The 25,976-nt window shown below is 57.4% G+C and carries 17 protein-coding genes, 6 tRNA genes, 3 rRNA genes and 1 riboswitch; of the genes, 4 read left to right on the plus strand and 22 right to left on the minus strand.

Going from position 1 to position 25,976, the window contains the following annotated elements; genetic code table 11:
- Positions 1 to 17: 17 nt before the first annotated feature.
- From QF045_RS23690 to QF045_RS23720, 7 genes are all read right to left on the minus strand, one after another.
- Positions 18 to 1,403 (minus strand): MFS transporter, encoded by a 1,386-nt coding sequence (locus tag QF045_RS23690; protein ID WP_306494290.1) that lies wholly within the window; start codon positions 1,401 to 1,403, stop codon positions 18 to 20.
- A gap of 396 nt (positions 1,404 to 1,799) precedes the next feature.
- Positions 1,800 to 1,915 (minus strand): 5S ribosomal RNA (gene rrf, locus QF045_RS23695).
- 155 nt (positions 1,916 to 2,070) lie between these two features.
- Positions 2,071 to 4,963, minus strand: a 23S ribosomal RNA gene (locus QF045_RS23700).
- A gap of 247 nt (positions 4,964 to 5,210) precedes the next feature.
- Positions 5,211 to 5,286 (minus strand) — tRNA-Ala (locus QF045_RS23705).
- Between the two features lie 30 nt (positions 5,287 to 5,316).
- Positions 5,317 to 5,393, minus strand: a tRNA-Ile gene (locus QF045_RS23710).
- 160 nt (positions 5,394 to 5,553) lie between these two features.
- A 16S ribosomal RNA gene (locus QF045_RS23715) occupies positions 5,554 to 7,090 on the minus strand.
- The 16S, 23S and 5S rRNA genes sit together here with 2 tRNA genes alongside, the layout of an rRNA operon.
- A gap of 532 nt (positions 7,091 to 7,622) precedes the next feature.
- Positions 7,623 to 7,699 (minus strand) — tRNA-Arg (locus QF045_RS23720).
- 322 nt (positions 7,700 to 8,021) lie between these two features.
- Between QF045_RS23720 and QF045_RS23725 the strand changes: the two genes are divergently transcribed.
- The 3 genes from QF045_RS23725 to QF045_RS23735 all read left to right on the plus strand — a co-directional run bounded on the left by QF045_RS23725 (position 8,022) and on the right by QF045_RS23735 (position 9,166).
- Positions 8,022 to 8,249, plus strand: coding sequence for a hypothetical protein (locus QF045_RS23725; protein ID WP_306494291.1), 228 nt, complete (start codon positions 8,022 to 8,024; stop codon positions 8,247 to 8,249).
- A gap of 11 nt (positions 8,250 to 8,260) precedes the next feature.
- Positions 8,261 to 8,440, plus strand: coding sequence for a PA3371 family protein (locus QF045_RS23730; protein ID WP_306494292.1), 180 nt, complete (start codon positions 8,261 to 8,263; stop codon positions 8,438 to 8,440).
- Between the two features lie 399 nt (positions 8,441 to 8,839).
- Positions 8,840 to 9,166: an Arc family DNA-binding protein gene (locus QF045_RS23735; protein ID WP_003193592.1), complete on the plus strand. Its 327-nt coding sequence runs from the start codon at positions 8,840 to 8,842 to the stop codon at positions 9,164 to 9,166.
- A 100-nt stretch (positions 9,167 to 9,266) separates the two neighbouring features.
- Here QF045_RS23735 and mgtE read toward each other — a convergent pair whose 3' ends face one another.
- The 8 genes from mgtE to ltaE form a co-directional block, all read right to left on the minus strand.
- Positions 9,267 to 10,709: a magnesium transporter gene (gene mgtE, locus QF045_RS23740; RefSeq protein ID WP_306494293.1), complete on the minus strand. Its 1,443-nt coding sequence runs from the start codon at positions 10,707 to 10,709 to the stop codon at positions 9,267 to 9,269.
- A gap of 348 nt (positions 10,710 to 11,057) precedes the next feature.
- A tRNA-Arg gene (locus QF045_RS23745) sits at positions 11,058 to 11,134 on the minus strand.
- A gap of 72 nt (positions 11,135 to 11,206) precedes the next feature.
- Positions 11,207 to 11,283: transfer RNA gene (locus tag QF045_RS23750), tRNA-Arg, on the minus strand.
- A 108-nt stretch (positions 11,284 to 11,391) separates the two neighbouring features.
- A tRNA-Ser gene (locus QF045_RS23755) sits at positions 11,392 to 11,482 on the minus strand.
- A gap of 62 nt (positions 11,483 to 11,544) precedes the next feature.
- Positions 11,545 to 11,733 (minus strand): carbon storage regulator CsrA, encoded by a 189-nt coding sequence (gene csrA / locus QF045_RS23760; RefSeq protein WP_003175645.1) that lies wholly within the window; start codon positions 11,731 to 11,733, stop codon positions 11,545 to 11,547.
- 174 nt (positions 11,734 to 11,907) lie between these two features.
- Positions 11,908 to 13,149 carry an aspartate kinase gene (locus tag QF045_RS23765; RefSeq protein WP_056861669.1) on the minus strand — a complete coding sequence of 414 codons (1,242 nt, stop codon included), beginning with the start codon at positions 13,147 to 13,149 and terminating at the stop codon, positions 11,908 to 11,910.
- Positions 13,150 to 13,246: 97 nt separating this feature from the next.
- Positions 13,247 to 15,865 carry an alanine--tRNA ligase gene (alaS, locus tag QF045_RS23770; RefSeq protein WP_306494294.1) on the minus strand — a complete coding sequence of 873 codons (2,619 nt, stop codon included), beginning with the start codon at positions 15,863 to 15,865 and terminating at the stop codon, positions 13,247 to 13,249.
- Between the two features lie 146 nt (positions 15,866 to 16,011).
- Positions 16,012 to 17,016, minus strand: coding sequence for a low-specificity L-threonine aldolase (ltaE, locus tag QF045_RS23775; protein ID WP_306494295.1), 1,005 nt, complete (start codon positions 17,014 to 17,016; stop codon positions 16,012 to 16,014).
- A 191-nt stretch (positions 17,017 to 17,207) separates the two neighbouring features.
- Positions 17,208 to 17,377: riboswitch (FMN riboswitch) on the plus strand.
- A gap of 97 nt (positions 17,378 to 17,474) precedes the next feature.
- On the opposite strand from ltaE, the gene QF045_RS23780 reads away from it, so the two are divergent.
- Positions 17,475 to 17,984: a 6,7-dimethyl-8-ribityllumazine synthase gene (locus tag QF045_RS23780; protein WP_057723717.1), complete on the plus strand. Its 510-nt coding sequence runs from the start codon at positions 17,475 to 17,477 to the stop codon at positions 17,982 to 17,984.
- A 114-nt stretch (positions 17,985 to 18,098) separates the two neighbouring features.
- Here QF045_RS23780 and astE read toward each other — a convergent pair whose 3' ends face one another.
- From astE to QF045_RS23815, 7 genes are all read right to left on the minus strand, one after another.
- Positions 18,099 to 19,103 carry a succinylglutamate desuccinylase gene (astE, locus tag QF045_RS23785; protein WP_306494296.1) on the minus strand — a complete coding sequence of 335 codons (1,005 nt, stop codon included), beginning with the start codon at positions 19,101 to 19,103 and terminating at the stop codon, positions 18,099 to 18,101.
- Between the two features lie 11 nt (positions 19,104 to 19,114).
- Complete coding sequence (locus QF045_RS23790; RefSeq protein WP_003175651.1) at positions 19,115 to 19,402, minus strand: hypothetical protein; 288 nt, start codon at positions 19,400 to 19,402, stop codon at positions 19,115 to 19,117.
- 26 nt (positions 19,403 to 19,428) lie between these two features.
- Complete coding sequence (gene astB / locus QF045_RS23795; protein WP_306494297.1) at positions 19,429 to 20,775, minus strand: N-succinylarginine dihydrolase; 1,347 nt, start codon at positions 20,773 to 20,775, stop codon at positions 19,429 to 19,431.
- Between the two features lie 53 nt (positions 20,776 to 20,828).
- Complete coding sequence (gene astD, locus QF045_RS23800) at positions 20,829 to 22,298, minus strand: succinylglutamate-semialdehyde dehydrogenase (RefSeq protein WP_306494953.1); 1,470 nt, start codon at positions 22,296 to 22,298, stop codon at positions 20,829 to 20,831.
- On the minus strand, positions 22,295 to 23,320 hold the full coding sequence (astA, locus tag QF045_RS23805; protein ID WP_124387846.1) for an arginine N-succinyltransferase: 1,026 nt from the start codon (positions 23,318 to 23,320) through the stop codon (positions 22,295 to 22,297). Before astA ends, astD begins: the two co-directional genes overlap by 4 nt.
- Before the next feature lie 60 nt (positions 23,321 to 23,380).
- On the minus strand, positions 23,381 to 24,400 hold the full coding sequence (gene aruF, locus QF045_RS23810) for an arginine/ornithine succinyltransferase subunit alpha (RefSeq protein ID WP_306494298.1): 1,020 nt from the start codon (positions 24,398 to 24,400) through the stop codon (positions 23,381 to 23,383).
- Positions 24,401 to 24,597: 197 nt separating this feature from the next.
- Entirely contained in the window at positions 24,598 to 25,818 is a 1,221-nt protein-coding gene (locus QF045_RS23815) for an aspartate aminotransferase family protein (RefSeq protein ID WP_306494299.1), read from the minus strand.
- Positions 25,819 to 25,976 lie beyond the last annotated feature (158 nt).

Raw genomic sequence — 25,976 nt, forward strand, 5'->3', positions numbered from 1 at the left:
TCTGCCCGTTTTTTCGTTCAGGGGCGCGCCCTGCTCAGGTCATGGGGATGTTCGTCCGGGTCTATCGGCTCTGAGGGAGCCTGCGCAGCCGGCTCCTGAACCGCTGGTTCAGGCTCAGGATCGGGATCAGGATCAGGAACCGTGTCCTGCATCTGTTCCTGTACCACCTGTTCATCCACCCGCGGATCCAGTGCAGCCACCAACGGCGAACTGGACATGCTGTCTGGCATGGCCACGTGGTGCAGCGGTGCGTCGTCGACTTGATGCAGGTTAGTCACGGCCTTCGGCCGAATGCGCCATACCAGGATCAACGCACATAGACTGAAGAATGCGTACAGCATCTGGCTGCCGAACAGCTTCATCATCACGCCCGCCAAAAGCGGCCCAATACTGGCACCCACTCCGTAAGTCACCAGCAACATAGCGGTCAGCGATACCCTGCGATCACCTTCCACATGGTCGTTGGAAAAAGCCACCGCCAGCGGATAAAGACAAAACTGCACGAGTGAACACAGAAACCCTGCCACGAACAGTACTTCCAAAGGCACATTGGTCATGATCGCCAAGGGCAACGCCGCCACCGCCAGGCAACAGGCAAAGCAGCGAATCAGCAGTGCGCGGTCATAACGGTCCGACAACCACCCCAACGGCCACTGCACGAGCAGTCCAGCGAAAATACAGGAACCCATGAACAGACCAACCTGCTCGGTCGTCAGCCCCTGCTGGGACGCGTAGAGAGGCGCCAAGCCGTAGAACGAGCCGACGATCAGACCAGCCCCCAACACAGTGCTGAGAGACTGTGGCACACGCTTGATAAAGAAACGCGGCTCCATTGGCGCCGGGTGTAATGGCGCCGGGTGAATACGTCGGGTCATTGCTACCGGTACCAGGCACAGGGCAAAGCACAGCGCGACCAGCATCAACAGTTCAAGGCCCAAGTGGGGATGCATGACCAATATCAACTGGCCCAGCACCAAGCCGAGGTAGGAGGCGATCATATAGCCGCTGAACACGACCCCTCGCTGCTTGGCGTCCGCTTGCTCGTTAAGCCAGCTTTCGATAACCATGTACTGGCACATCATACCCAGGCCAACGATTATCCGCAGTACGATCCAGGCCGGCAGCCAATCGATCAAGCCGTGCCCCAACACAGCCGCGCCGACGATCCCGGCGCAAGTAGCGTAAGCACGTATATGCCCGACACGGGCAATCAAACGGTGGCCAATCTTGCCACCCAGCACCAGGCCAAAGTAGTTGGCCGCCATCAGCGCACCGACCCACAGGCTGTCGACGTGGTCGGCCGCCAGGCGCAAGGCCAGATAAGTACTGAGCAGGCCGGAGCCGATCAGCATCATCAAAGAAGCGAAATAAAGGGCTCGAAAAGATTTCCAGATCTGGCGCATCGGCGTTCCGAGCGGCTCCTTGCAGTGAGGGGACAGGGCTATCGGAATGATAGTCCGCAGTGGTCAGGTCCGGACAGGCGGCATGAGCCATTGCCGGGATTATTTTGCTTAACAGCTCAGACGCTGCATTCGTGCCTGCGAGGTACATAGAATCCGAGATAAATAGGCAGCGCACCACCTGTGAACCTTGAACATCCGCAAGGTTCGACTGGTCTTTGGATATCGGCGCTAAAAAGCCTGAATAGAGCGATCCACAGCATGCTGAGCATGTCCGGCACTGTCGCGCCAGCAGGGGTGATTTTCGCGGATACGCTCGCGTCTGCCGGGGGGTGAGGTTTTCGACCGCCCAAAACAAAACCCCTGTCTGCGTGAGCAAACAGGGGTTCTGGAATTTAATCTTGACGATGACCTACTCTCACATGGGGAAACCCCACACTACCATCGGCGATGCATCGTTTCACTACTGAGTTCGGGATGGGATCAGGTGGTTCCAATGCTCTATGGTCGTCAAGAAATTCGGGTACTGAGTCGTGGCCAGCTGGCCTCGCTTCAGCAAATTGGGTATGTAATAGAATTTGGTGTTTTGTGAGCGTCGAACTTTCGGTTCATCTCGTCTTCACACACCGCAATCTGGTCTCTCTCGAGTCGCAAATTGCTTGGGTGTTATATGGTCAAGCCTCACGGGCAATTAGTATTGGTTAGCTCAACGCCTCACAGCGCTTACACACCCAACCTATCAACGTCGTAGTCTTCGACGGCCCTTCAGGGAACTCAAGGTTCCAGTGAGATCTCATCTTGAGGCTAGTTTCCCGCTTAGATGCTTTCAGCGGTTATCTATTCCGAACATAGCTACCCGGCAATGCCACTGGCGTGACAACCGGAACACCAGAGGTTCGTCCACTCCGGTCCTCTCGTACTAGGAGCAGCCCCTCTCAAATCTCAAACGTCCACGGCAGATAGGGACCGAACTGTCTCACGACGTTCTAAACCCAGCTCGCGTACCACTTTAAATGGCGAACAGCCATACCCTTGGGACCGGCTTCAGCCCCAGGATGTGATGAGCCGACATCGAGGTGCCAAACACCGCCGTCGATATGAACTCTTGGGCGGTATCAGCCTGTTATCCCCGGAGTACCTTTTATCCGTTGAGCGATGGCCCTTCCATACAGAACCACCGGATCACTAAGACCTACTTTCGTACCTGCTCGACGTGTCTGTCTCGCAGTCAAGCGCGCTTTTGCCTTTATACTCTACGACCGATTTCCGACCGGTCTGAGCGCACCTTCGTACTCCTCCGTTACTCTTTAGGAGGAGACCGCCCCAGTCAAACTACCCACCATACACTGTCCTCGATCCGGATAACGGACCTGAGTTAGAACCTCAAAGTTGCCAGGGTGGTATTTCAAGGTTGGCTCCACGCAGACTGGCGTCCACGCTTCAAAGCCTCCCACCTATCCTACACAAGCAAATTCAAAGTCCAGTGCAAAGCTATAGTAAAGGTTCACGGGGTCTTTCCGTCTAGCCGCGGATACACTGCATCTTCACAGCGATTTCAATTTCACTGAGTCTCGGGTGGAGACAGCGCCGCCATCGTTACGCCATTCGTGCAGGTCGGAACTTACCCGACAAGGAATTTCGCTACCTTAGGACCGTTATAGTTACGGCCGCCGTTTACCGGGGCTTCGATCAAGAGCTTCGCGTTAGCTAACCCCATCAATTAACCTTCCGGCACCGGGCAGGCGTCACACCCTATACGTCCACTTTCGTGTTTGCAGAGTGCTGTGTTTTTAATAAACAGTCGCAGCGGCCTGGTATCTTCGACCGGCATGAGCTTACGGAGCAAGTCCTTCACCCTCACCGGCGCACCTTCTCCCGAAGTTACGGTGCCATTTTGCCTAGTTCCTTCACCCGAGTTCTCTCAAGCGCCTTGGTATTCTCTACCCAACCACCTGTGTCGGTTTGGGGTACGGTTCCTGGTTACCTGAAGCTTAGAAGCTTTTCTTGGAAGCATGGCATCAACCACTTCGTCATCTAAAAGATGATCTCGTCATCAGCTCTCGGCCTTAGAATCCCGGATTTACCTAAGATTCCAGCCTACCACCTTAAACTTGGACAACCAACGCCAAGCTGGCCTAGCCTTCTCCGTCCCTCCATCGCAATAACCAGAAGTACAGGAATATTAACCTGTTTTCCATCGACTACGCTTTTCAGCCTCGCCTTAGGGACCGACTAACCCTGCGTCGATTAACGTTGCGCAGGAAACCTTGGTCTTTCGGCGTGGGTGTTTTTCACACCCATTGTCGTTACTCATGTCAGCATTCGCACTTCTGATACCTCCAGCAAGCTTCTCAACTCACCTTCACAGGCTTACAGAACGCTCCTCTACCGCATCACTTACGTGATACCCGTAGCTTCGGTGTATGGTTTGAGCCCCGTTACATCTTCCGCGCAGGCCGACTCGACTAGTGAGCTATTACGCTTTCTTTAAAGGGTGGCTGCTTCTAAGCCAACCTCCTAGCTGTCTAAGCCTTCCCACATCGTTTCCCACTTAACCATAACTTTGGGACCTTAGCTGACGGTCTGGGTTGTTTCCCTTTTCACGACGGACGTTAGCACCCGCCGTGTGTCTCCCATGCTCGGCACTTGTAGGTATTCGGAGTTTGCATCGGTTTGGTAAGTCGGGATGACCCCCTAGCCGAAACAGTGCTCTACCCCCTACAGTGATACATGAGGCGCTACCTAAATAGCTTTCGAGGAGAACCAGCTATCTCCGAGCTTGATTAGCCTTTCACTCCGATCCACAGGTCATCCGCTAACTTTTCAACGGTAGTCGGTTCGGTCCTCCAGTTAGTGTTACCCAACCTTCAACCTGCCCATGGATAGATCGCCCGGTTTCGGGTCTATTCCCAGCGACTAGACGCCCTATTAAGACTCGCTTTCGCTACGCCTCCCCTATTCGGTTAAGCTCGCCACTGAAAATAAGTCGCTGACCCATTATACAAAAGGTACGCAGTCACCCAACAAAGTGGGCTCCCACTGCTTGTACGCATACGGTTTCAGGATCTATTTCACTCCCCTCTCCGGGGTTCTTTTCGCCTTTCCCTCACGGTACTAGTTCACTATCGGTCAGTCAGTAGTATTTAGCCTTGGAGGATGGTCCCCCCATATTCAGACAAAGTTTCTCGTGCTCCGTCCTACTCGATTTCATGACTAAGAGATTTTCGCGTACAGGGCTATCACCCACTATGGCCGCACTTTCCAGAGCGTTCCGCTAATCTCAAAGCCACTTAAGGGCTAGTCCCCGTTCGCTCGCCACTACTAAGGGAATCTCGGTTGATTTCTTTTCCTCAGGGTACTTAGATGTTTCAGTTCCCCTGGTTCGCTCCATACACCTATGTATTCAGTGTAAGGTAACCATCTTATGATGGCTGGGTTCCCCCATTCAGACATCTCCGGATCAAAGTCTGTTTGCCGACTCCCCGAAGCTTTTCGCAGGCTACCACGTCTTTCATCGCCTCTGACTGCCAAGGCATCCACCGTATGCGCTTCTTCACTTGACCATATAACCCCAAGCAATCTGGTTATACTGTGAAGACAACATTCGCCGAAAATTCGAATTTCTCAGTTAAGAGAACTCACAAATTTTACCTTAGCCTGATCCGTTACCAGTGAAAGTAACGTTCAGTCTATCTTTCTATCACATACCCAAATTTTTAAAGAACGAACTAGTCAAAGACTAGAAATCAACATTCACCATCACAACAATGGAATGCTCATTTCTAAGCTTTATACCGACAGAAGCAGTAGTGGTGGAGCCAAACGGGATCGAACCGTTGACCTCCTGCGTGCAAGGCAGGCGCTCTCCCAGCTGAGCTATGGCCCCGTATTTCTACAGGCGTTTCCCACACAAAATTGGTGGGTCTGGGCAGATTCGAACTGCCGACCTCACCCTTATCAGGGGTGCGCTCTAACCAACTGAGCTACAGACCCAATTTCGAGCTGCTAAGGCCGACCTCACCCCGCTCTTTACCACAAAGCATGGGGTGCGCTCTAACCAACTAAGCTACAACCCTTTAGGCTGCTTCTTTCGTCTTCTTCAATGAATCAAGCAATTCGTGTGGGAACTTATGGAGCAGCTGATGTCGTCGATTAAGGAGGTGATCCAGCCGCAGGTTCCCCTACGGCTACCTTGTTACGACTTCACCCCAGTCATGAATCACACCGTGGTAACCGTCCTCCCGAAGGTTAGACTAGCTACTTCTGGTGCAACCCACTCCCATGGTGTGACGGGCGGTGTGTACAAGGCCCGGGAACGTATTCACCGCGACATTCTGATTCGCGATTACTAGCGATTCCGACTTCACGCAGTCGAGTTGCAGACTGCGATCCGGACTACGATCGGTTTTGTGGGATTAGCTCCACCTCGCGGCTTGGCAACCCTCTGTACCGACCATTGTAGCACGTGTGTAGCCCAGGCCGTAAGGGCCATGATGACTTGACGTCATCCCCACCTTCCTCCGGTTTGTCACCGGCAGTCTCCTTAGAGTGCCCACCATTACGTGCTGGTAACTAAGGACAAGGGTTGCGCTCGTTACGGGACTTAACCCAACATCTCACGACACGAGCTGACGACAGCCATGCAGCACCTGTCTCAATGTTCCCGAAGGCACCAATCTATCTCTAGAAAGTTCATTGGATGTCAAGGCCTGGTAAGGTTCTTCGCGTTGCTTCGAATTAAACCACATGCTCCACCGCTTGTGCGGGCCCCCGTCAATTCATTTGAGTTTTAACCTTGCGGCCGTACTCCCCAGGCGGTCAACTTAATGCGTTAGCTGCGCCACTAAGAGCTCAAGGCTCCCAACGGCTAGTTGACATCGTTTACGGCGTGGACTACCAGGGTATCTAATCCTGTTTGCTCCCCACGCTTTCGCACCTCAGTGTCAGTGTTGGTCCAGGTGGTCGCCTTCGCCACTGGTGTTCCTTCCTATATCTACGCATTTCACCGCTACACAGGAAATTCCACCACCCTCTACCACACTCTAGTCAGTCAGTTTTGAATGCAGTTCCCAGGTTGAGCCCGGGGATTTCACATCCAACTTAACAAACCACCTACGCGCGCTTTACGCCCAGTAATTCCGATTAACGCTTGCACCCTCTGTATTACCGCGGCTGCTGGCACAGAGTTAGCCGGTGCTTATTCTGTCGGTAACGTCAAAACAATCACGTATTAGGTAACTGCCCTTCCTCCCAACTTAAAGTGCTTTACAATCCGAAGACCTTCTTCACACACGCGGCATGGCTGGATCAGGCTTTCGCCCATTGTCCAATATTCCCCACTGCTGCCTCCCGTAGGAGTCTGGACCGTGTCTCAGTTCCAGTGTGACTGATCATCCTCTCAGACCAGTTACGGATCGTCGCCTTGGTGAGCCATTACCTCACCAACTAGCTAATCCGACCTAGGCTCATCTGATAGCGCAAGGCCCGAAGGTCCCCTGCTTTCTCCCGTAGGACGTATGCGGTATTAGCGTCCGTTTCCGAACGTTATCCCCCACTACCAGGCAGATTCCTAGGCATTACTCACCCGTCCGCCGCTCTCAAGAGAAGCAAGCTTCTCTCTACCGCTCGACTTGCATGTGTTAGGCCTGCCGCCAGCGTTCAATCTGAGCCATGATCAAACTCTTCAGTTCAAACATCTTTGGGTTTTTAAGAAACCCTAAACTTGGCTCAGCAATCGTTGGTTACATCTTTGATTTCTCGCGGAGTAACTTGTGATGCTGATAATCTTGTTGACTATCAGTCTGACTCCACAAGCACCCACACGAATTGCTTGATTCAGTTGTTAAAGAGCGGTTGGTTAAGACCTTTCGTCTCAACCGAGGCGCGCATTCTACAGCAGCCTCATTTGCTGTCAAGTGGTTATTTTCAGAAGTTTTCGAAGAATTCTTCAACAACTTCAACCACTTGCGCTTGCGATCTCTCGTAAGCGGGAGGCGAATTCTACAGCTTTCAACTAGAGCGTCAAGCCCCCGAATCAAAAACTTTTGAATTCCCTTCAGTCTCGCTGGCTTTCTATATAGATAGAAGAAACAGCGACCCAACCCCGACGGTCCGACTGCCCGCAGGCTGATGAACGACCCCCGTCTATTGAGAGCCATTGGCGGGTAAAGGAAGCGAAGATTTTTGATATCGGCGAACGCCAACAACATACAGCTGATGAAATGGTGTCCCAGGGCCGGTTCGAACGGCCAACCTTCCCCTTAGGAGGGGGATGCTCTATCCAATTGAGCTACTGGGACAAGTCGCAATCGATAAGCCTGGGGCTTAACGACGGACGGCGTGCATGTTAACGGCCAAGGTCGTCTTTGTCATGTCATCCCTTGGCTTTTTGATCGTAGGCCAATCCTTGTAAGCACCGAGTGCACTTGGCTCATTAAACGTAAACGCTTCCTGCCGCCGTGCAAATTGCACTACCCCAAACTGCCATCATTGCAAATTGCACTGAAAACCACCCTTTAAAATCACGTAACCCATTGAATATACTGATTTAATCAGTTGGCACGCCACCTGCAATATTTCTCCTACAAACCAACCTGGCCAAGGCACACGGAGAAGACGACTATGAACAGCGCCCTACTACTCGGCCTCAACGCAATGGCACTGGCCGCGCTGGCAACTTTTCATTTCGCACCGACGAATTCCTCGGACAGCGCCGAGATCGCTCAAGCCGTGCCCCACCATCTGCAGCAACGCCCGCAGCTGGCAGTGATGACAGGCGACCCTAAATCTCCTATCCGTCTAACCCAAGGCACCCAAGCCACCCCAACCTCCGAACATTGGGTTTTCTGAGAGCGCTATTCATGTCCAAACCTGCATGGGGTTTTCTATGCCTGACGATCGCGACCGCCCTAATGGGCCTGAGCAACGACGTGCAAGACGGCCGACCCGTGGCATTCATCGCCAGCGCTGTATTCGGATGCCTGCTGATCCTGACGCTTGTTGTGGGCAGGCGGATAAAATTCGATCCAGTGTTGCGCTAAGCTCCTTACCCCCGCCCCGCCCCCGCCCCTACCTTATGTCGCCTCGTGCTAGTAAATCAGCAAACTGCCACTACCCTTATACGTGAGGGCAAAAGGCCATGTTGCTCAGGGCGTGCGCTCTTCAACCAGACTTTGGGATAAGGCTTGCGCGAGGATCAGGAATATGCGATCCCACGCGAAAATTTTTCCAACCAGTCCGCAAAAATGCAAATCAGTGCTGGCATAAAGCCTTTAGGCGGTTCAATATTTGTCACAGAATTGACGCCAAGGAAATGTCAAATCTGAGGCATGATGCGGCCTCTTTGCAATTCGGGTTGAACTTTGGTCGTGAGTCTTGTCTTAACACTCATCTTGCGGCCAATTCCAGAAACCGCTCCCCTGAACTAACCGGTTAAATATATGCGCCCATTGAAACAGGCAATTTATTCCAGCCGTACGGCTGACAAGTTCGTCGTACGTCTGCCAGACGGAATGCGTGAACGCATTGCCGAGGTGGCTCGCAATCATCATCGCAGCATGAACTCCGAAATCATCGCCCGCCTGGAACAGAGCCTTATTCAGGAAGGTGCCTTGGGTGAAGAGTTGAGCATGCGCCTGGACAGCCCAGAGCTGTCACTGCATGAACGCGAACTGCTGCAGCGTTTTCGGCAGCTTTCCCACCGCCAGCAAAATGCTCTCGTCTCGCTTATCGCGCACGACGTAGAGGCGGCCGCAGAAGCCAATTGATTTACACTTGAAAGCCGAAGCCAGCCATGTGCTGGCTTTTTTTTGCGTGGGATTTGAGTAGGGAAGCAAAGCGAGGGCAGATTTGCCCTCGCATGACAGGTCAGAGCAGGAAGATTGTAGCCAAGCCCAGGAAGATGAAGAAGCCGCCACTGTCAGTCATGGCTGTAATCATCACGCTGGCACCCATCGCAGGGTCGCGCCCCAGACGCGCCAGGGTCATGGGAATCAAAACCCCCATCAAGGCGGCCAGAAGCAAATTCAGAGTCATGGCGGCGGTCATCACCACACCCAGCGACCAGCTGCCATATAGCAAGTAAGCCACCACCCCTATTACGCCGCCCCACACCAGGCCATTGATGAGGCCCACCGCCAACTCCTTGCGCAGCAGACGTGAAGAGTTGGCGGTGCTGACCTGGTCCAGCGCCATGGCACGCACAATCATCGTGATGGTCTGGTTACCGGAATTACCGCCGATGCCAGCCACAATCGGCATCAACGCCGCCAGAGCGACCAGCTTTTCGATGGAGCCCTCAAACAGCCCGATCACCCGGGACGCGATAAACGCGGTAATCAGATTGACGGCCAGCCAGGCCCAGCGGTTATGCAGCGAACGCCAGACCGACGCAAAAATATCTTCCTCTTCACGCAAACCCGCCATGTTGAGGACTTCGGTTTCACTCTCTTCGCGAATCAGATCGACGATTTCATCAATCGTCAGTCGACCAATCAGCTTGCCGTTCTTGTCGACTACCGGGGCAGAGATCAAGTCGTAACGTTCGAAAGCCTGGGCCGCATCGTAGGCATCTTCATCCGGGTGAAAGCTCACCGTATCGCTGGCCATCAGGTCAGCAACTTTCTTCTCCGGGTCATTTACCAGCAGGCGCTTGATGGGCAATACGCCCTTGAGGATGCCTTCGTAGTCGACGACGAACAGCTTGTCGGTATGGCCCGGCAGCTCTTTGAGCCGGCGCAGGTAGCGCAGCACCACTTCCAGGCTGACGTCTTCACGGATGGTGACCATCTCGAAGTCCATCAGCGCGCCGACCTGATCGTCATCGTAAGACAGTGCTGAACGCACACGCTCACGCTGCTGAGTGTCCAACGCCTCCATCAGCTCATGAACAACATCGCGCGGTAATTCGGGAGCCAGGTCAGCCAGCTCGTCCGCATCCATCTCCTTGGCCGCAGCCAGGAGTTCATGATCGTCCATGTCGGCGATCAGGGTTTCACGGACCGAATCAGATACTTCGAGGAGAATGTCGCCGTCGCGATCAGCCTTGACCAACTGCCAGAGCGTCAGTCGATCATCCAGCGGCAAGGCTTCGAGAATATAAGCAACGTCGGCGGAGTGCAGGTCATCGAGTTTACGTTGCAACTCGACGAGGTTTTGCCGATGAACCAGGTTTTCGACGCGGTCGTGGTGCGGACCTTCCTGGCGGTGCGTGAGGTCTTCGACCACACGCTGGCGCTGCAGTAGCTCGATAACTTGAGCCAGACGATCCTGCAGGCTTTCTTGTGTTTTCTTTACTTCTACTTCGGTCATAGGCGAACTCCACTCCCAGCAGCGGAGCGCGCCGGAAGGATCAATCAGTCAATTCATGATTGGTAAAGCGGGGTACTGAGTAACTACTGGGTAAGTCCATGGAGGCATTCCACAAGCCCCGGCGGGGCTGACCGGCGCATGATACACCGCTCGGCCACTTTTAACGTCAAAAAACTGGAAAGAACAAGCGCTTGCAAACCAAAGCTGAGTATTGGCTGCATCTATGAACTGCGACGACGCAGTCAGAAGGGAAAACACATGGAAAATAGAAAAAGGCACACGCCAGGATAAAACCTACACAAACCCCAGACGGCAAAAAGCCCGCACTTGGCGGGCTTTTTGTTTGTATGGTGCACTCGACAGGATTCGAACCTGTGACCGCTCGGTTCGTAGCCGAGTACTCTATCCAGCTGAGCTACGAGTGCAGATTGTGTTTTTAGACCAGATCACAACTGGTTGAAGCCGAGACACCTGCATTGCTGCAACTGACTCTTAAATGGTGCACTCGACAGGATTCGAACCTGTGACCGCTCGGTTCGTAGCCGAGTACTCTATCCAGCTGAGCTACGAGTGCATTTGTTGCCGCGCATTATAGGCCGTTCAATCTCTATGTAAAGCTATTTTTTCGAGTATTTTCAACAACTTACCGAAAAAACCAGATTGCAACGTACTAAGCAAATAATGGCGGAGAACGGGGGATTCGAACCCCCGACACCCTTTTGAGGTGTACTCCCTTAGCAGGGGAGCGCCTTCGGCCACTCGGCCAGCTCTCCGCAACACGGGGCGTATATTAACCACGTTCTTCCCCGTTTGCAAACATAAAAAACGATAAAAATTAAAGGCTTGGTTCTTCGTCCTTCTCTTTCTTGATCCGCAGGTAGATTTCCTCGCGATGGACCGCTACCTCTTTCGGAGCGTTAACCCCGATACGCACTTGATTGCCTTTAACGCCAAGCACCGTCACGGTGATTTCGCCATCACCGATAATCAGGCTTTCTGCGCAACGACGAGTCAGAATCAACATACCTTTCACCTCACGCAATTCAGTTCAGGAACAACAGTCTGCAAAAAAAAGGCATTCGACCTACAACCAAAAGGCCGCAGCCCTACCGCCTAAGTATTGTCGAGCCCACGCAAAAGAACATGCACTCAACAAAAAAATGAAAGGCGCGGTAAACCGCGCCTTCCTGGCATCGCCTCACTCGCCCTGTCGGGCCGGAGCGTCCAGCTCAAAAGCGGTATGCAGCGCGCGCACAGCCAGTTCCAGGTACTTCTCTTCAATCACCACCGAGACCTTGATTTCCGATGTGGAGATCATCTGGATGTTGATGCTTTCCTTGGCCAGCGCCTCGAACATGCGACTGGCAACACCCGCGTGAGAGCGCATGCCCACACCCACAATCGATACCTTGGCAATCTTGGTATCACCCACCACTTCACGGGCGCCGATCTCGCTGGCAGTGTTCTGCAGGATACGCTCGGCCGCATCGTACTCGTTGCGGTGCACGGTGAAGGTGAAATCGGTGGTGTTATCGTGCGAAACGTTCTGCACGATCATGTCGACTTCGATGTTCGCGCCGCTGATAGGACCGAGGATCTTGAAGGCCACACCCGGGGTGTCTGGCACGCCACGGATCGTCAGCTTGGCTTCATCGCGATTGAAAGCGATGCCGGAAATGATCGGCTGTTCCATGGATTCCTCTTCATCAATAGTAATGAGGGTGCCCGGACCCTCTTTGAAGCTGTGCAATACGCGCAGCGGAACGTTGTACTTGCCGGCGAACTCCACCGCGCGGATTTGCAGCACCTTGGAACCGAGGCTGGCCATTTCCAGCATCTCCTCAAAGGTGATCTTGTCCAGGCGCTGGGCCACGGACACGACGCGCGGGTCGGTGGTGTAGACGCCATCCACATCGGTATAGATCTGGCATTCGTCAGCCTTGAGAGCCGCTGCCAGCGCCACGCCAGTGGTGTCCGAACCACCACGACCCAGGGTGGTGATGTTGCCCTGCTCGTCCACCCCCTGAAAACCTGCTACCACTACCACGCGACCAGCCTTCAGATCAGTACGAATCTTCTGATCGTCGATCTGCAGGATGCGCGCCTTGGTATGTGCGCTGTCGGTAAGGATGCGCACCTGACTGCCAGTGTAGGACACCGCCGGCACACCACGCTTGTTCAGGGCCATGGCCAGCAGCGCAATCGTCACCTGCTCACCGGTGGACACAATCACATCCAGCTCACGCGGGAGCGGTTGTTGATCACCGCTGATGGCCTTGGCCAGGTCGATCAGGCGATTGGTCTCGCCGCTCATGGCCGACAGCACCACCACCAGGTCGTCGCCGGCATCACGGAACTTCTTAACCTTGTCAGCGACCTGCTCGATTCTTTCGACAGAACCGACCGAGGTGCCTCCGAATTTCTGTACGATCAAAGCCATTTCTAAGCCGCCTCAGCCCGTAAAGGGGCGCCCAATAAACGAATCTTCCAGCAACCGAGCGAGCCCATGACTAGACCATGGGCTCATTAACAGCGCCTTAAATACCTGCCTCGACAAACGGCACGGTCAAGGCCAGGGCCGCATCCAGGGCGCCGGCGTCAACACCACCGCCTTGCGCCATGTCCGGACGACCACCGCCCTTGCCGCCCACTGCCGCAGCGGCTTGCTTCATCAAATCACCGGCTTTGAGTTGGCCAGTCAGGTCCTTGGTTACACCCGCAACCAGAACGACCTTATCCTCATGGACACTGCCGAGCAGGATCACTGCGCGGCCGAGCTTGTTCTTCAACTGATCGACCAAGGCCAGCAACGCCTTGCCGTCCTGACCGTCCAGGCGCGCCGCCAGGACTTTTACGTCCTTGACGTCAACCGCCGAGGCCGACAGGTCGTCGCCCGCCGCACTGGCTGCCTTGGCTTGCAACTGCTCCAGCTGTTTCTCCAGCGCGCGGTTGCGCTCGAGGACGGCGGACAGCTTGTCGATCAGATTGTCACGGCTGCCCTTGACCAGGCCGGCCGCTTCCTTGAGTTGTTCTTCGGCTGCGTTGAGGTAGGCCAGCGCAGCAGCACCAGTCACCGCCTCGATACGACGCACGCCCGAGGCCACACCGCCTTCGCTGATGATTTTCAACAGGCCGATGTCACCGGTACGGTTGGCATGGATACCCCCACACAGTTCCACCGAGAAACTGCCGCCCATGCTCAGTACGCGCACTTCGTCGCCGTACTTCTCGCCAAACAGCGCCATAGCGCCCTTGTTCCGGGCGGTTTCGATATCCGTTTCCTCGGTTTCAACCGGGGTGTTCTTGCGGATTTCAGCGTTGACGATGTCTTCCAACGCCTTGATCTGCTCAGGCTTGATCGCTTCAAAATGGCTGAAGTCGAAACGCAGGCGCTGGCTGTCGACCAGCGAGCCCTTCTGCTGGACATGCTCGCCCAGCACTTGACGCAAGGCAGCGTGCAGCAAGTGAGTGGCCGAATGGTTCAGCGCGGTTGCATGCCGTACATCGGCATCAACTTGAGTGTCGACTGGCGCACCGACGACCAGGTTGCCCAACACCAACACACCGTGGTGCAGGAAAGCACCACCGGTCTTGGTGGTATCGCGCACGTCGAAACGGCCGGACGTCGAACTGAGGAAGCCACAGTCACCGATCTGGCCACCGGACTCAGCGTAGAACGGCGTCTGGTCCAGGACCACCACCGCTTCATCGCCCTCGTTCAGCACATCGACCGACTTGCCGTCTTTATAAATGGCCACGATCTTGGCCGAGCCGGCGGTAGCCTTGTAGCCGATGAACTCGGTGGGCACATCAACCTTGACCAGGGTGTTGTAGTCCAGGCCAAACGAACTGGCGGATCGCGCACGCACGCGCTGGGCCTCCATTTCACGCTCAAAACCGGCCTCATCGATGGTCAGCTCGCGCTCACGGGCGATGTCGGCGGTCAGGTCCATCGGGAAACCGTAGGTGTCGTAGAGCTTGAACACCACATCGCCCGGCACCACGGTACCTTTGAGTTCGGCCAGGTCCTGCTCGAGAATTTTCAGGCCGTGCTCCAGGGTTTTGGAAAATTGCTCTTCCTCGGCCTTGAGTACGCGCTCGATATTGGCTTGTTGCTGCTTCAGTTCCGGGAAGGCATCGCCCATCTCGGCAACCAGCGCCGCCACGATCTTGTAGAAAAAGCTGCCGGTAGCGCCCAGCTTGTTGCCGTGACGGCAGGCGCGACGGATGATGCGGCGCAGCACATAGCCACGGCCTTCGTTTGACGGCAGCACACCATCGGCAATCAGGAAACCGCAGGAACGGATGTGGTCCGATACGACCTTGAGCGAAGACTGGCCTTCGTTGGAGCAGCCAATGGCCGCAGCCGATGCACTCAGCAGATTGGTGAACAGGTCGATCTCATAGTTGGAATGCACGTGCTGCATGACCGCACTGATGCGCTCCAGGCCCATGCCGGTGTCCACCGACGGGGCCGGCAACGGGTGCAACACACCATCAGCGGTGCGGTTGAACTGCATGAACACGTTGTTCCAGATTTCGATGTAGCGGTCGCCGTCTTCATCCGGCGAGCCCGGCGGGCCACCCCAGATGTCGGCACCGTGATCGTAGAAAATCTCGGTGCAGGGGCCGCACGGGCCGGTATCGCCCATGGTCCAGAAGTTATCGGAGGCGTACGGCGCACCTTTGTTGTCGCCGATGCGAATCATGCGCTCGGCGGGCACGCCGATTTGCTGGGTCCAGATGTCGTACGCTTCGTCGTCCGTCGCGTAGACGGTGACCCAGAGTTTTTCCTTGGGCAGCTTCAGCACGCCGGTCAGAAAGGTCCAGGCGAAGGTGATCGCATCTTTCTTGAAATAATCGCCAAAACTGAAGTTACCCAGCATTTCGAAGAAGGTGTGGTGACGCGCGGTGTAACCCACGTTTTCCAGGTCGCTGTTCTTGCCGCCGGCGCGGACGCACTTCTGACTGCTGGTCGCGCGGGTGTAGGCGCGCTTTTCCTGGCCCAGGAAACAGTCCTTGAACTGGTTCATCCCCGCGTTAGTGAACAGCAGGGTGGGGTCGTTGCCTGGGATCAAGGAGCTTGAGGCTACACGGGTGTGGCCTTGCTCTTCGAAGAAGCGAAGGAAGGCTTCACGGATTTCTGCGCTTTTCATTAGGTTCTTCCACGGAGGCTGCGGCCAAAGGCCAGTGCGCAACATCATTAGACGAAGCGACGGCAAAGGGCCGCATTATATCGGCCCTTTGCCGGTGGTACAGCGTGTTTATGTGATAGAAACAGTCAATTAGACGGTCTGCGCTGTCATTTCTGCGAAAAGGCGACGAATGCCTGCACGACTTGCTCGATCTGCGCCCGGCTGACATCCAGGTGCGTGACCATGCGCAGACGCGGCGCGGCACTCAACTTGATCCCGCGCTCAGCGGCAAATGCCTTCAAAGCCTGCGCCCGGTCACCGACCTGCACATACACCATGTTGGTCTGTACCGGGTCCACCGTGTAGCCGGCCTTGCGCAGCTCATCCCCCAGCCACTGGGCATTGGCGTGGTCGTCGGCCAGGCGCTGCACCTGGTGATCCAGCGCATACAGGCCTGCCGCCGCGAGTGAGCCGGCCTGGCGCATGCCGCCGCCAACCATCTTGCGCAGGCGTCGGGCCTTGGCGATCAGCGCCGTGGAACCGCACAGCACCGAACCGACCGGCGCACCCAAGCCTTTGGACAGGCACACCGATACCGAGTCGAAATGCCGGGCAATCTCGCGTGCCTCTACGCCCAGCTTGACCGCTGCGTTGTACAGCCGCGCGCCATCCAGATGCAGCGCCAGGCCATGCTCACGGGTAAACGCACGCGCCTTGGCCAGATACTCCAACGGCAGCACCTTGCCCTGCATGGTGTTTTCCAGCGCCAACAAGCGCGTGCGGGCGAAGTGGAAGTCGTCGGGTTTGATCGCCGCCAGCACGTGGTCAAGGTCCAGGGACCCGTCGGGTTGCACTTCCAGTGGCTGCGGCTGGATCGAACCCAGCACGGCCGCCCCGCCTCCTTCGTATTTATAGGTGTGGGCCTGTTGCCCGACGATGTACTCCTCGCCGCGTTCACAGTGGGCCATCAACGCAAGCAGGTTGCTCATGGTACCGGTGGGCACGAACAGAGCAGCCGCAAAGCCCAGGCGCTCAGCGAGCACGGCCTCCAGTTTGTTGACGCTGGGGTCTTCACCGTAGACGTCATCACCACTGACGGCGCTGGCCATCGCGTCACGCATAGCGGGGGTGGGTTGAGTCACGGTGTCGCTGCGCAGGTCGATCACAGACATGGAACAGGCCTCTAAAGGGTGATGTGGGTTGGTTTTATGAATGATTACTGCGGGCAACGCTACGTAATATCAAGCCCCACGTCGTTTCAATCGAATACCCACCAAACAAACCGATATAGCTTATCGATACGGCAACCGTGCAGTTTTTGAAAAAGCATGATAAAAACTCTCCGCCGCCAGGGTTCTGGTGGCAACGTTCTCAGGGCGGGGTGTAATTCCCCACCGGCGGTAATTGCGCGCAATGTGCATAGCCCGCGAGCGCTTGGCGCCTCGAACTGCTCAGGCAGGACGGCGACAAGGTCAGCAGACCCGGTGTGATCCCGGGGCCGACGGTCATAGTCCGGATGAAGAGAGAACGGGATTGGCACCTAAGGGCCACATGCCTGCTTGGGCATGCGTACCCTTAAATCCCATTCGATTCATAACGCCCTGTTTTTTTCTTAAACAGGAGTCAGAACATGCAACCCACCGCAATCGACAGCAAAAGCAAAAACCACCACGGCGAGCGCGTCGCGTTTATCCAGGCCTGCTGGCACAAGGATATTGTCGACCAGTCGCGCAAAGGCTTCCTTGCCGAAATGATCGCCCAGGGCTACCAGGAATCGGATATCGATTTCTTCGAAGTCGGCGGTGCCTTTGAAATGCCCCTGCACGCCAAGCTGCTGGCCAAGACCGGCCGTTACGCCGGGATCGTCGCCGCGGCGCTGGTGGTGGATGGCGGGATCTACCGTCACGAATTCGTCGCGCAATCGGTAGTCAGCGGCCTGATGCAAGTACAGCTGGAAACCGAAGTGCCGGTGTTCTCGGTGTCCCTGACCCCTCACCACTTCCACGGGGGCAGCGAACACACCACCTTCTTCTACGAGCACTTCGTGCACAAAGGCCAGGAAGCGGCACGTACTTGCGCTGACACGCTGCACAAAGTCCGCGCGATCCGCCGCAGCGAGCCACGTGCCGTAGCGGTATAAGCAACACCGCAAAAACAATGTGGGAGGGGGCTTGCTCCCGATAACAGTGTGTCAGTCAGCTCATCTGTAACTGATACACCGCCATCGGGAGCAAGCCCCCTCCCACATTTGCATCTATGCCAGGCCAGCATCCGTGGTCGGCACAATCAATATTCCAGCGCGCAGACCATTCTTGACCTTCGGATTGGGGAAGATGATGCGTGCGCCCTCTTCCTCGATCACCCAACGGGTCTTGGCCACGTCTTCGGCCAGCAGATAGCCTTTTTCCAACTCGGAAAAGTTTTCCACGTCCGCCGGCAGGTGCATCAGGAAGGCGTCGCTGTGCTTGATCACTTCCCGCGCAACGGCGAACAGTTTCATGCCGTCGAGGCTATCAGTCTGGGGCTCAGTGCCTTCGATGATCTGCTTGAGGCGGGTTTCCAGACGCGATACATCCACGCCCTGGTTCTGCCCGAATGGCCGCGCCTTGCCCAGTTCCAGCGTAAAGGCTTCGGCCTCCAACTGCTCATAGGTAAACGCAGTAAAGGTGACCGATGTCTTGTTCTGCAACAGCACCGCGTCCATACCCGCAGCGCGCAGGCGCTCCAGCTCACGGCGCGAATGCTGACGCCCGTCTTTCCAGGGATACAGCGCGAACTGCTCGATCTTCGAGCCGCGAATGGCCGTGTGCAGGTCGTAATGCAGGCGCGAACGGCCAGGCTGGCTGAAAAAGCTGCGGGCCAATTGTTCAAGCTCGGCGGCGCGCATGGCTTCGGGGCCGATATTGCTTTCGTGGCGACCGTTGAACAGCCGGTTGACGTCCAGTTCCAGGTAACGCTCACCGCGACGCATGGCCTCGGGGTTGCCGAACAGGAACAGAATACGGGTGCGGGGTTTGATCTCCCCACGTGCGATGCCATGTAACAGACGGTCGAGCAATTCGATCGGCGCGGTTTCGTTGCCATGGACGCCGGACGACAGCAGCAGGTCGGTGCCGTTGTCCCGAGCTTCAGGAGGACGCACCTCGAGCGCGCCTTCACTGAGCCAGCGCATCTGCACGCCGTCGACAGTCAGTTGAATTTTTTGCGCCGGTTCGCGACCGGCGAGCGTCAGTTCAAGCAGTTTGCCGAGGGCGAGCATAAGCAGCTTCCTTAGTGGTTGCAGCCTGGGCCATGAACGTGATCGTCGTCGTCACCTTCAACGTCGGCCGGTTCCATTTCCAGCTGCAGGCTCATCAGGTTGGTCGCCAATGGGCGCATCAGCAGGTTGGCGTACTCGGCGTCGCCCTCCTCCACATCCACGCCGATCAACAGCTGGCCGCGGCCGTCGTGCTGGATCCAGATCTCCTTGCCCTGCCAGACCACGGCAACGCGGGTGCAGGACGTTTCCAGCTGGGTGCCGTCGGTGTCTTCAAGGATCAGCTTCAGGGTGTCGGTCATAAATAAAATATCTCAGCCATAGGGCGTTAATTGATCTGGAAAGGATAAACCGAGCCCAGTTTAAGGATTTGCGTCAGTTCATCCAGTGCCGTCCGGCACTCAAGCAGCAGTTGCGGGTCAGCCAGGTCGCTTTCGCGCAGGCTGTCGCGGTAGTGCTTGTTGACCCAATCGGTCAGGGTCTCGTACAGCGGCGCGGTCATGATAACGCCTGGATTCACCGCCGCCAGTTCAGTTTCGTTCAATGCCACACGCAGACGCAGGCAGGCCGGGCCGCCGCCGTTTTGCATGCTCTGCTTGAGGTCGAAGACTTTTATTTCGCGGATCAACCCGCCGGAAGCGGTGAGCTGTTGCAGGTACTGCCAGACGCGCTCGTTGGCGCGGCATTCTTCTGGCACGATCAGCAGCATCGAGCCGTCAGGGCGTGTCAGCAACTGGCTGTTGAACAAGTAGGAGCGCACCGCGTCCTCGACACTGACCTGGGCACGCGGCACGCAGACCGACTGGAAGTTGCCGCCCAACTTACCCAGTTTGCCTTGCAACTCGGCAAGCATCTGTTCGGTATTGAGGAACGCGTCCTCGTGATAAAACAGCACTTCGCCATTGCCCACCGCGATCACGTCGTTGTGGAACACACCGGCATCAATCACCGCAGGGTTCTGCTGGGCGTAAACCACGCCGTCATCCCTCAGGCCGTGCAGACGCGCAACCGCCTGGGACGCCTCGAGGGTCTGGCGCGCCGGGTATTTCTGCGGGGCCGGGTAACGGGCGTCGAACGCACTGCGACCGAACACAAAGAACTCCACGCCCGCCTCGCCGTAGTCACGGCAAAAACGCGTGTGGTTCGCCGCGCCTTCATCACCGAACTGCGCCACCGCCGGTAATGCAGCGTGATGAGCGAAGTGCTGCTGATCGGCGAACATCGCCCCCAGCACGCGGCTGGTGGTCGGGTGTTCGATGCTGCGGTGATACTTGCAGTTGAGGTTGGCAGCGGTGAAGTGCACGCGGCCATCGGCCGTATCGGCGCTGGGGCTGACGGTGGCGGCGTTGGCCACCCACATGCTCGACGCCGAGCAGCTCGCCACCAGCAACGGCATGGCCTGCTTGGCCGCCTGTTGAATGACCTGAGCGTCGGTGCCACTGAAACCCAGGGTGCGCAAGGCGGCTACGTCCGGACGTTCCTGGGGCGCAAGCACGCCTTGCACAAAGCCGATGTCCATCAGCGCTTTCATTTTCTGCAGGCCCTGCAACGCCGCTTCCTTGGGATTGGAATGTTGCTGGCTGTTGCTCTGGGACGCGACGTTGCCGAAGGACAAACCGCCGTAGTTATGGGTCGGCCCCACTAGACCGTCAAAATTGACTTCACAGGATTTCATCGGCGAGGCTCCACGAACATCTGTTTTTATAAGCAATCTTCAACACACCACATTCAGGCCAGCGTAACGCCTGGGGTCAGCACTGAAGGAACCACCAGGCTGGGTGTCTCCAGCGACGCCACCGGATACGCACAATAATCCGCCGCGTAATAGGCACTGGCGCGGTGATTGCCCGAAGCCCCTACCCCGCCGAACGGCGCGGTGCTGGCGGCGCCGGTCAGCTGCTTGTTCCAGTTGACGATGCCGGCGCGGCTTTCCAGCCAGAACTGCTGGTAACGCGCCTCGGAATCGGAGAGCAAACCCGCGGCCAAGCCGTACTGGGTGTTGTTGGCCTCGGTAATGGCCGCCGCAAAATCAGCGTAGCGAATCACCTGCAACAACGGGCCGAACAGCTCTTCGTCCTCGCGCTCGGTCACCGCCGTCACGTCGATGATGCCCGGCGTCAGCAAGGCGGCCTGATCCCGGGGCTGGGTCATTTCCAGCAGCGCGACGGCGCCGTTGGCCAACATCAGTTCCTGGGCGTCCATCAGGGCTTTGGCCGCCGCCAGGGAAATCACCGAGCCCATGAACGGCGCTGGCTGCTGGTCGAACGCACCGACTTCAATTGTTGCACTGACCGCCACCAGACGCGCCAGCAATGCATCACCCCAGGCGCCTTCCGGCACCAAGAGGCGACGGGCGCAGGTGCAGCGCTGGCCGGCGGAAATAAAGGCCGACTGGATGATGGTGTACACCGCCGCATCCACGTCGGCCACTTCGTCCACCACCAGCGGGTTGTTGCCACCCATTTCCAGGGCCAGGATCTTGTCCGGGCGCCCGGAGAACTGTTGATGCAGATGGTTGCCGGTGCGGCTGGAGCCGGTGAAGAACAGACCGTCGATGCCGGGGTTGGCCGCCAATGCGATACCGGTTTCCCGCGCACCTTGCAGCAGGTTCAGGACGCCCGCCGGCAAGCCCGCTTCGATCCAGCACTGCACGGTCAGCTCGGCAACTTTCGGCGTGAGCTCGCTCGGTTTGAACAGTACGGTGTTACCCGCCAGCAACGCCGGGACGATATGCCCGTTCGGCAAGTGACCGGGGAAGTTGTAAGGGCCGAACACCGCCACCACACCGTGGGGCTTGTGACGCAACACAGCGGTGGCATCGCCCAGGGGGCCGCTCTTCTCGCCGGTACGTTCGCGGTAGCTTTGCACCGAGATCGCGATCTTGTTGGCCATGCTGGTGACTTCGGTGGCCGATTCCCACAGTGGCTTACCGGTTTCCTCGCCGATGCAGCGGGCGATTTCATCGGCGCGGCTTTTCAGGGTACTGGCGAAGGTTTCCAGCACGCTGATGCGTTCTTCCAGCGAACGCCGCGCCCAGCCCGGAAATGCCTGACGTGCAGCCTGCACGGCGGACTCGACCTGCTCGGCCGTCGCACCGTTGCCGCTCCACAGCACTTGCTGGGTCACCGGGTTACGCGACTCAAACAGTTCACCCTGGCCGGCCAGCCAGCTACCTGCGATATACAACGAATTCATTATTTCGACTCCCGGGCTGCGGACAACGGTACGGCGCGCACTTGATCACCCACCACCAGTTGCAGGCGTTTGGCGGTCTGAGGATCGACCACCAACGTGCCCGCCGCCAGGCGAGCCGGTGCGGCGGTGATGCGGCAGTCTTCGCGTTTGCGGTTATGGATCAGGAACGGCGTGGCGTCGTCCCCCGGCGTGCCGATGGCCAGCACCAGCGACTGGCTGTCGCGCACCGCACGGATTTTGCTGGTTTCACATTCCACCGCCGGGCCCGCGTCGAAAATATCCACGTAGCCCTGGTAGCTGAAGCCTTCGCTCTTGAGCATGCTCAGTGCCGGTTCGGTATCCGGATGGACCTTGCCGATCACGTTGCGCGCGTCTTCGGAAAGAAAGCAGCTGTACAGCGGAAACTTGGGCATCAGCTCAGCGATAAATGCCTTGTTGCCCACACCGGTGAGGTAGTCGGCCTGGCTGAATTCCATCTTGAAGAAGTGCCGGCCCAGGCTCTCCCAGAACGGCGAGCGCCCCGCTTCGTTGGACACGCCGCGCATCTCGGCGATGATCTTGTTGCCGAACAGCTGCGGGAATTCAGCGATGAACAGCATGCGTGCCTTGGCCAGCATGCGGCCGTTGAGGCCGTTGCGGTAATCGGCGTGCAGGAACAACGAACACAGCTCGGAGTTGCCGGTGAGGTCGTTGGCCAAAAACAGCGTCGGGATTTCGCGGTAGATGTTCAGCTCCTGGGAGGCGCTGACCGTCAGGCCGACCCGGAAGTTGTACCACGGCTCGCGCAGGCCGACGGCGCCGGCAATGGCCGAGATGCCCACCACGCGGCCTTCGTCGTTTTCCAGCACGAACAGGTAGTCGGCATCGCCGCGCCCGGCTTCGCCGCGAAAGGTTTTTTCAGCCCAGCCCACGCGGTGGGTCAGGCGCTCTTCGTTGGCCGGCAAAGTGGTGAGGCCGGTGCCGGTGCTGCGCGCCAGATCAATCAGGGCCGGTAAATCGCTGCTGCGTACGGGACGAACGATCATGCTATCTCCTCGAACGGGCCGCTTTGCAGCCACCCGCGAAACTCTGTTTTATACCGGCTCTCACACTGCAACGAGACGCACACTTGCGCCTTCGCCGACGCCCAGGGCTTCGGCAGCCGCCAGGTCCAGGGTTACCGGTTTGCCGGGCGCATAGTCCAGTTCCAGCATCACCGCACGGTAATCCTGCAACTGTGCGTTGCTCACCAGGTACTGGCGGCCCACACCCTTGACCATCTCGCCGATCTTCACCGGCACCACGCGGCTCTGGGCGATCGAACGAATGCCGGAAACCCGCGCATGCAGGGTTGGGCCGCCGTCGAAGATGTCGATGTAGTGGTCGGTCTCGAAGCCTTCGCGCATCAGGATGTCGAAGGTAATCTGCGCCCTCGGGTGCACCTGGCCCATGGCTTCCTGGGCTTCATCCGGCAGCAGCGGCACGTAGATCGGGTAATGCGGCATCAGCTCGGCGAGAAAGGTGCGACTTTTCAGCCCGCACAGACGCTCGGCGGCGGCATAGTTGAGGTCGAAGAAGTTGCGGCCGATGGCGTCCCAGAAAGGCGAATCACCGTTCTCGTCGCTGTAGCCGACGATCTCGGTCACCACTGAATCGGCAAAGCGCTCAGGGTGGCTGGCAACGAACAGCAGGCGGCCACGGGAATTAAGTTCCGACCACGGCGAACCGACCAGATCCGGCACCACGTAGAAGCTGGTGAGCAGGCTGTTGCCGGTAAGGTCGTGGCACTGAGAAAGCACGTGGATCTTGTTGTGGATCTTCAGCTCGCGGGAAGCGTGCACGAAGGTCTCGTTACGAAAACTGTAGAAAGGTTCGGAGTAACCGGCCGAAGCGACGATGGCCGAGCAGCCGGCGAGCTTGCCGGTATCGGTGTCTTCGAGCACGAAGAAATAGCTTTCTTCCCCGTTGAAACTTACCTCGGCCGCGAAAGACGCTTCGCTGGCGGCGATCTTGTCGCTCAGGCGTTCCACATCATCGGGCAAGGAGGTGACACCAATCGGGCTGTCCGCAGCCAGACGCTGTACCTCGCCCAGATCAGCCATTTGCGCGGGGCGCATCACCAGCATGGGTGTCACTCCTTAACTCTAAAACTCATTGGGGAAAATTACCGGACACATCTGGAACAACCATATTCCAATGTGGGAGGGGGCTTGCCCCCGATAGCGGTGTATCAGTCACCGGATATATCAACTGACAGACTGCTATCGGGGGCAAGCCCCCTCCCACATTTTTGACCCAGTCCAGCCGGCAGAAGGTGTAGTTATCAGGCTTGCGTCAGCGCTTTTACCGCACGTTCGAAGCGGTCCAGGCCTTCCTTGATGTCGGCCTCTTCCACCACCAGACTCGGGGCGAAACGCACCACATCGGGGCCGGCTTGCAGGATCATCAGGTTTTCTTTCTCGGCCGCATTGAACACGTCCTTGGCCTTGCCTTTGAACGCATCGCTCAACACGCAACCGATCAGCAGGCCCAAGCCACGCACCTCGGTGAAGATGCCGTACTGCTTGCCGATCTGCTCCAGCCGCGCCTTGAACAGCGCGTGCTTGGCATTCACGCCGGCCAGCACTTGCGGGGTGTTGATCACGTCGATCACCGCTTCAGCCACTGCGCACGCCAGCGGGTTGCCGCCGTAAGTGGTGCCGTGGGTGCCGACCACCAAGTGCTTGGCCAGGTCTTCACGGGTGAGCATCGCGGCAATCGGGAACCCGCCGCCCAGGCTCTTGGCGCTGGTGAGGATGTCCGGCACCACGCCGTAGTGCTGGTAAGCGAACAGGTGGCCACTGCGGCCCATGCCGGTTTGCACTTCGTCGAACACCAGCAGCGCGTCATTGGCGTCGCACAGCTCGCGGGCACCTTGCAGGTAAGCCAGCTCGGCCGGCAGTACGCCGCCTTCGCCCTGAATCGGCTCCAGCACCACGGCGCAGGTCTTGTCCGACACGGCGGCTTTCAGCGCGGCCAGGTCGTTGTAAGGCACATGGGTGATGCCGGTGATTTTAGGCCCGAAACCGTCAGAGTACTTGGACTGGCCACCGACGTTCACGGTGAACAGCGTACGGCCGTGGAAGCTGTTCAGCGCGGCGATGATCTCGTACTTCTCGCTGCCAAAGCGATCGAACGCAACGCGACGGGCCAGCTTGAAGGCGGCCTCGTTGGCTTCGGCGCCGGAGTTGCAGAAGAACACACGCTCGGCAAAGGTGGCGTCGATCAGCTTGTGCGCCAGGCGCAACGCCGGCTCGTTGGTGAACACGTTGGAGACATGCCACAGCTTGTTGGCCTGCTCGGTCAGTGCGCCGACCAGCGCCGGGTGGGCGTGGCCCAGCACGTTGACCGCGATGCCGCCGGCAAAGTCGATCAGCTCGCGGCCGGCCTGGTCCCACACGCGCGAACCTTCGCCACGCACAGGGATAAACGCGGCAGGTGCATAGTTAGGCACCATCACCTGGTCGAAATCGGCACGTTGCACCGGGGCTTGCTCAACGGACATCGGAGTCTCCTGAAGAGGAACGCCTGCCTGGAACTGGCGGGCGATGCAGGGATTGTAAGGACAGTTTTCAGAGCGGCCTTGCCGCCAAGCGACAACTTCTTATAGCGCCAACCCGCGTTTTACGCGGGTTTACGCCAATGCGACAAATAGCGTCGCAA

The sequence above is a fragment of the Pseudomonas sp. W4I3 genome (genome assembly GCF_030816195.1).
Classification (GTDB): Bacteria; Pseudomonadota; Gammaproteobacteria; order Pseudomonadales; family Pseudomonadaceae; genus Aquipseudomonas.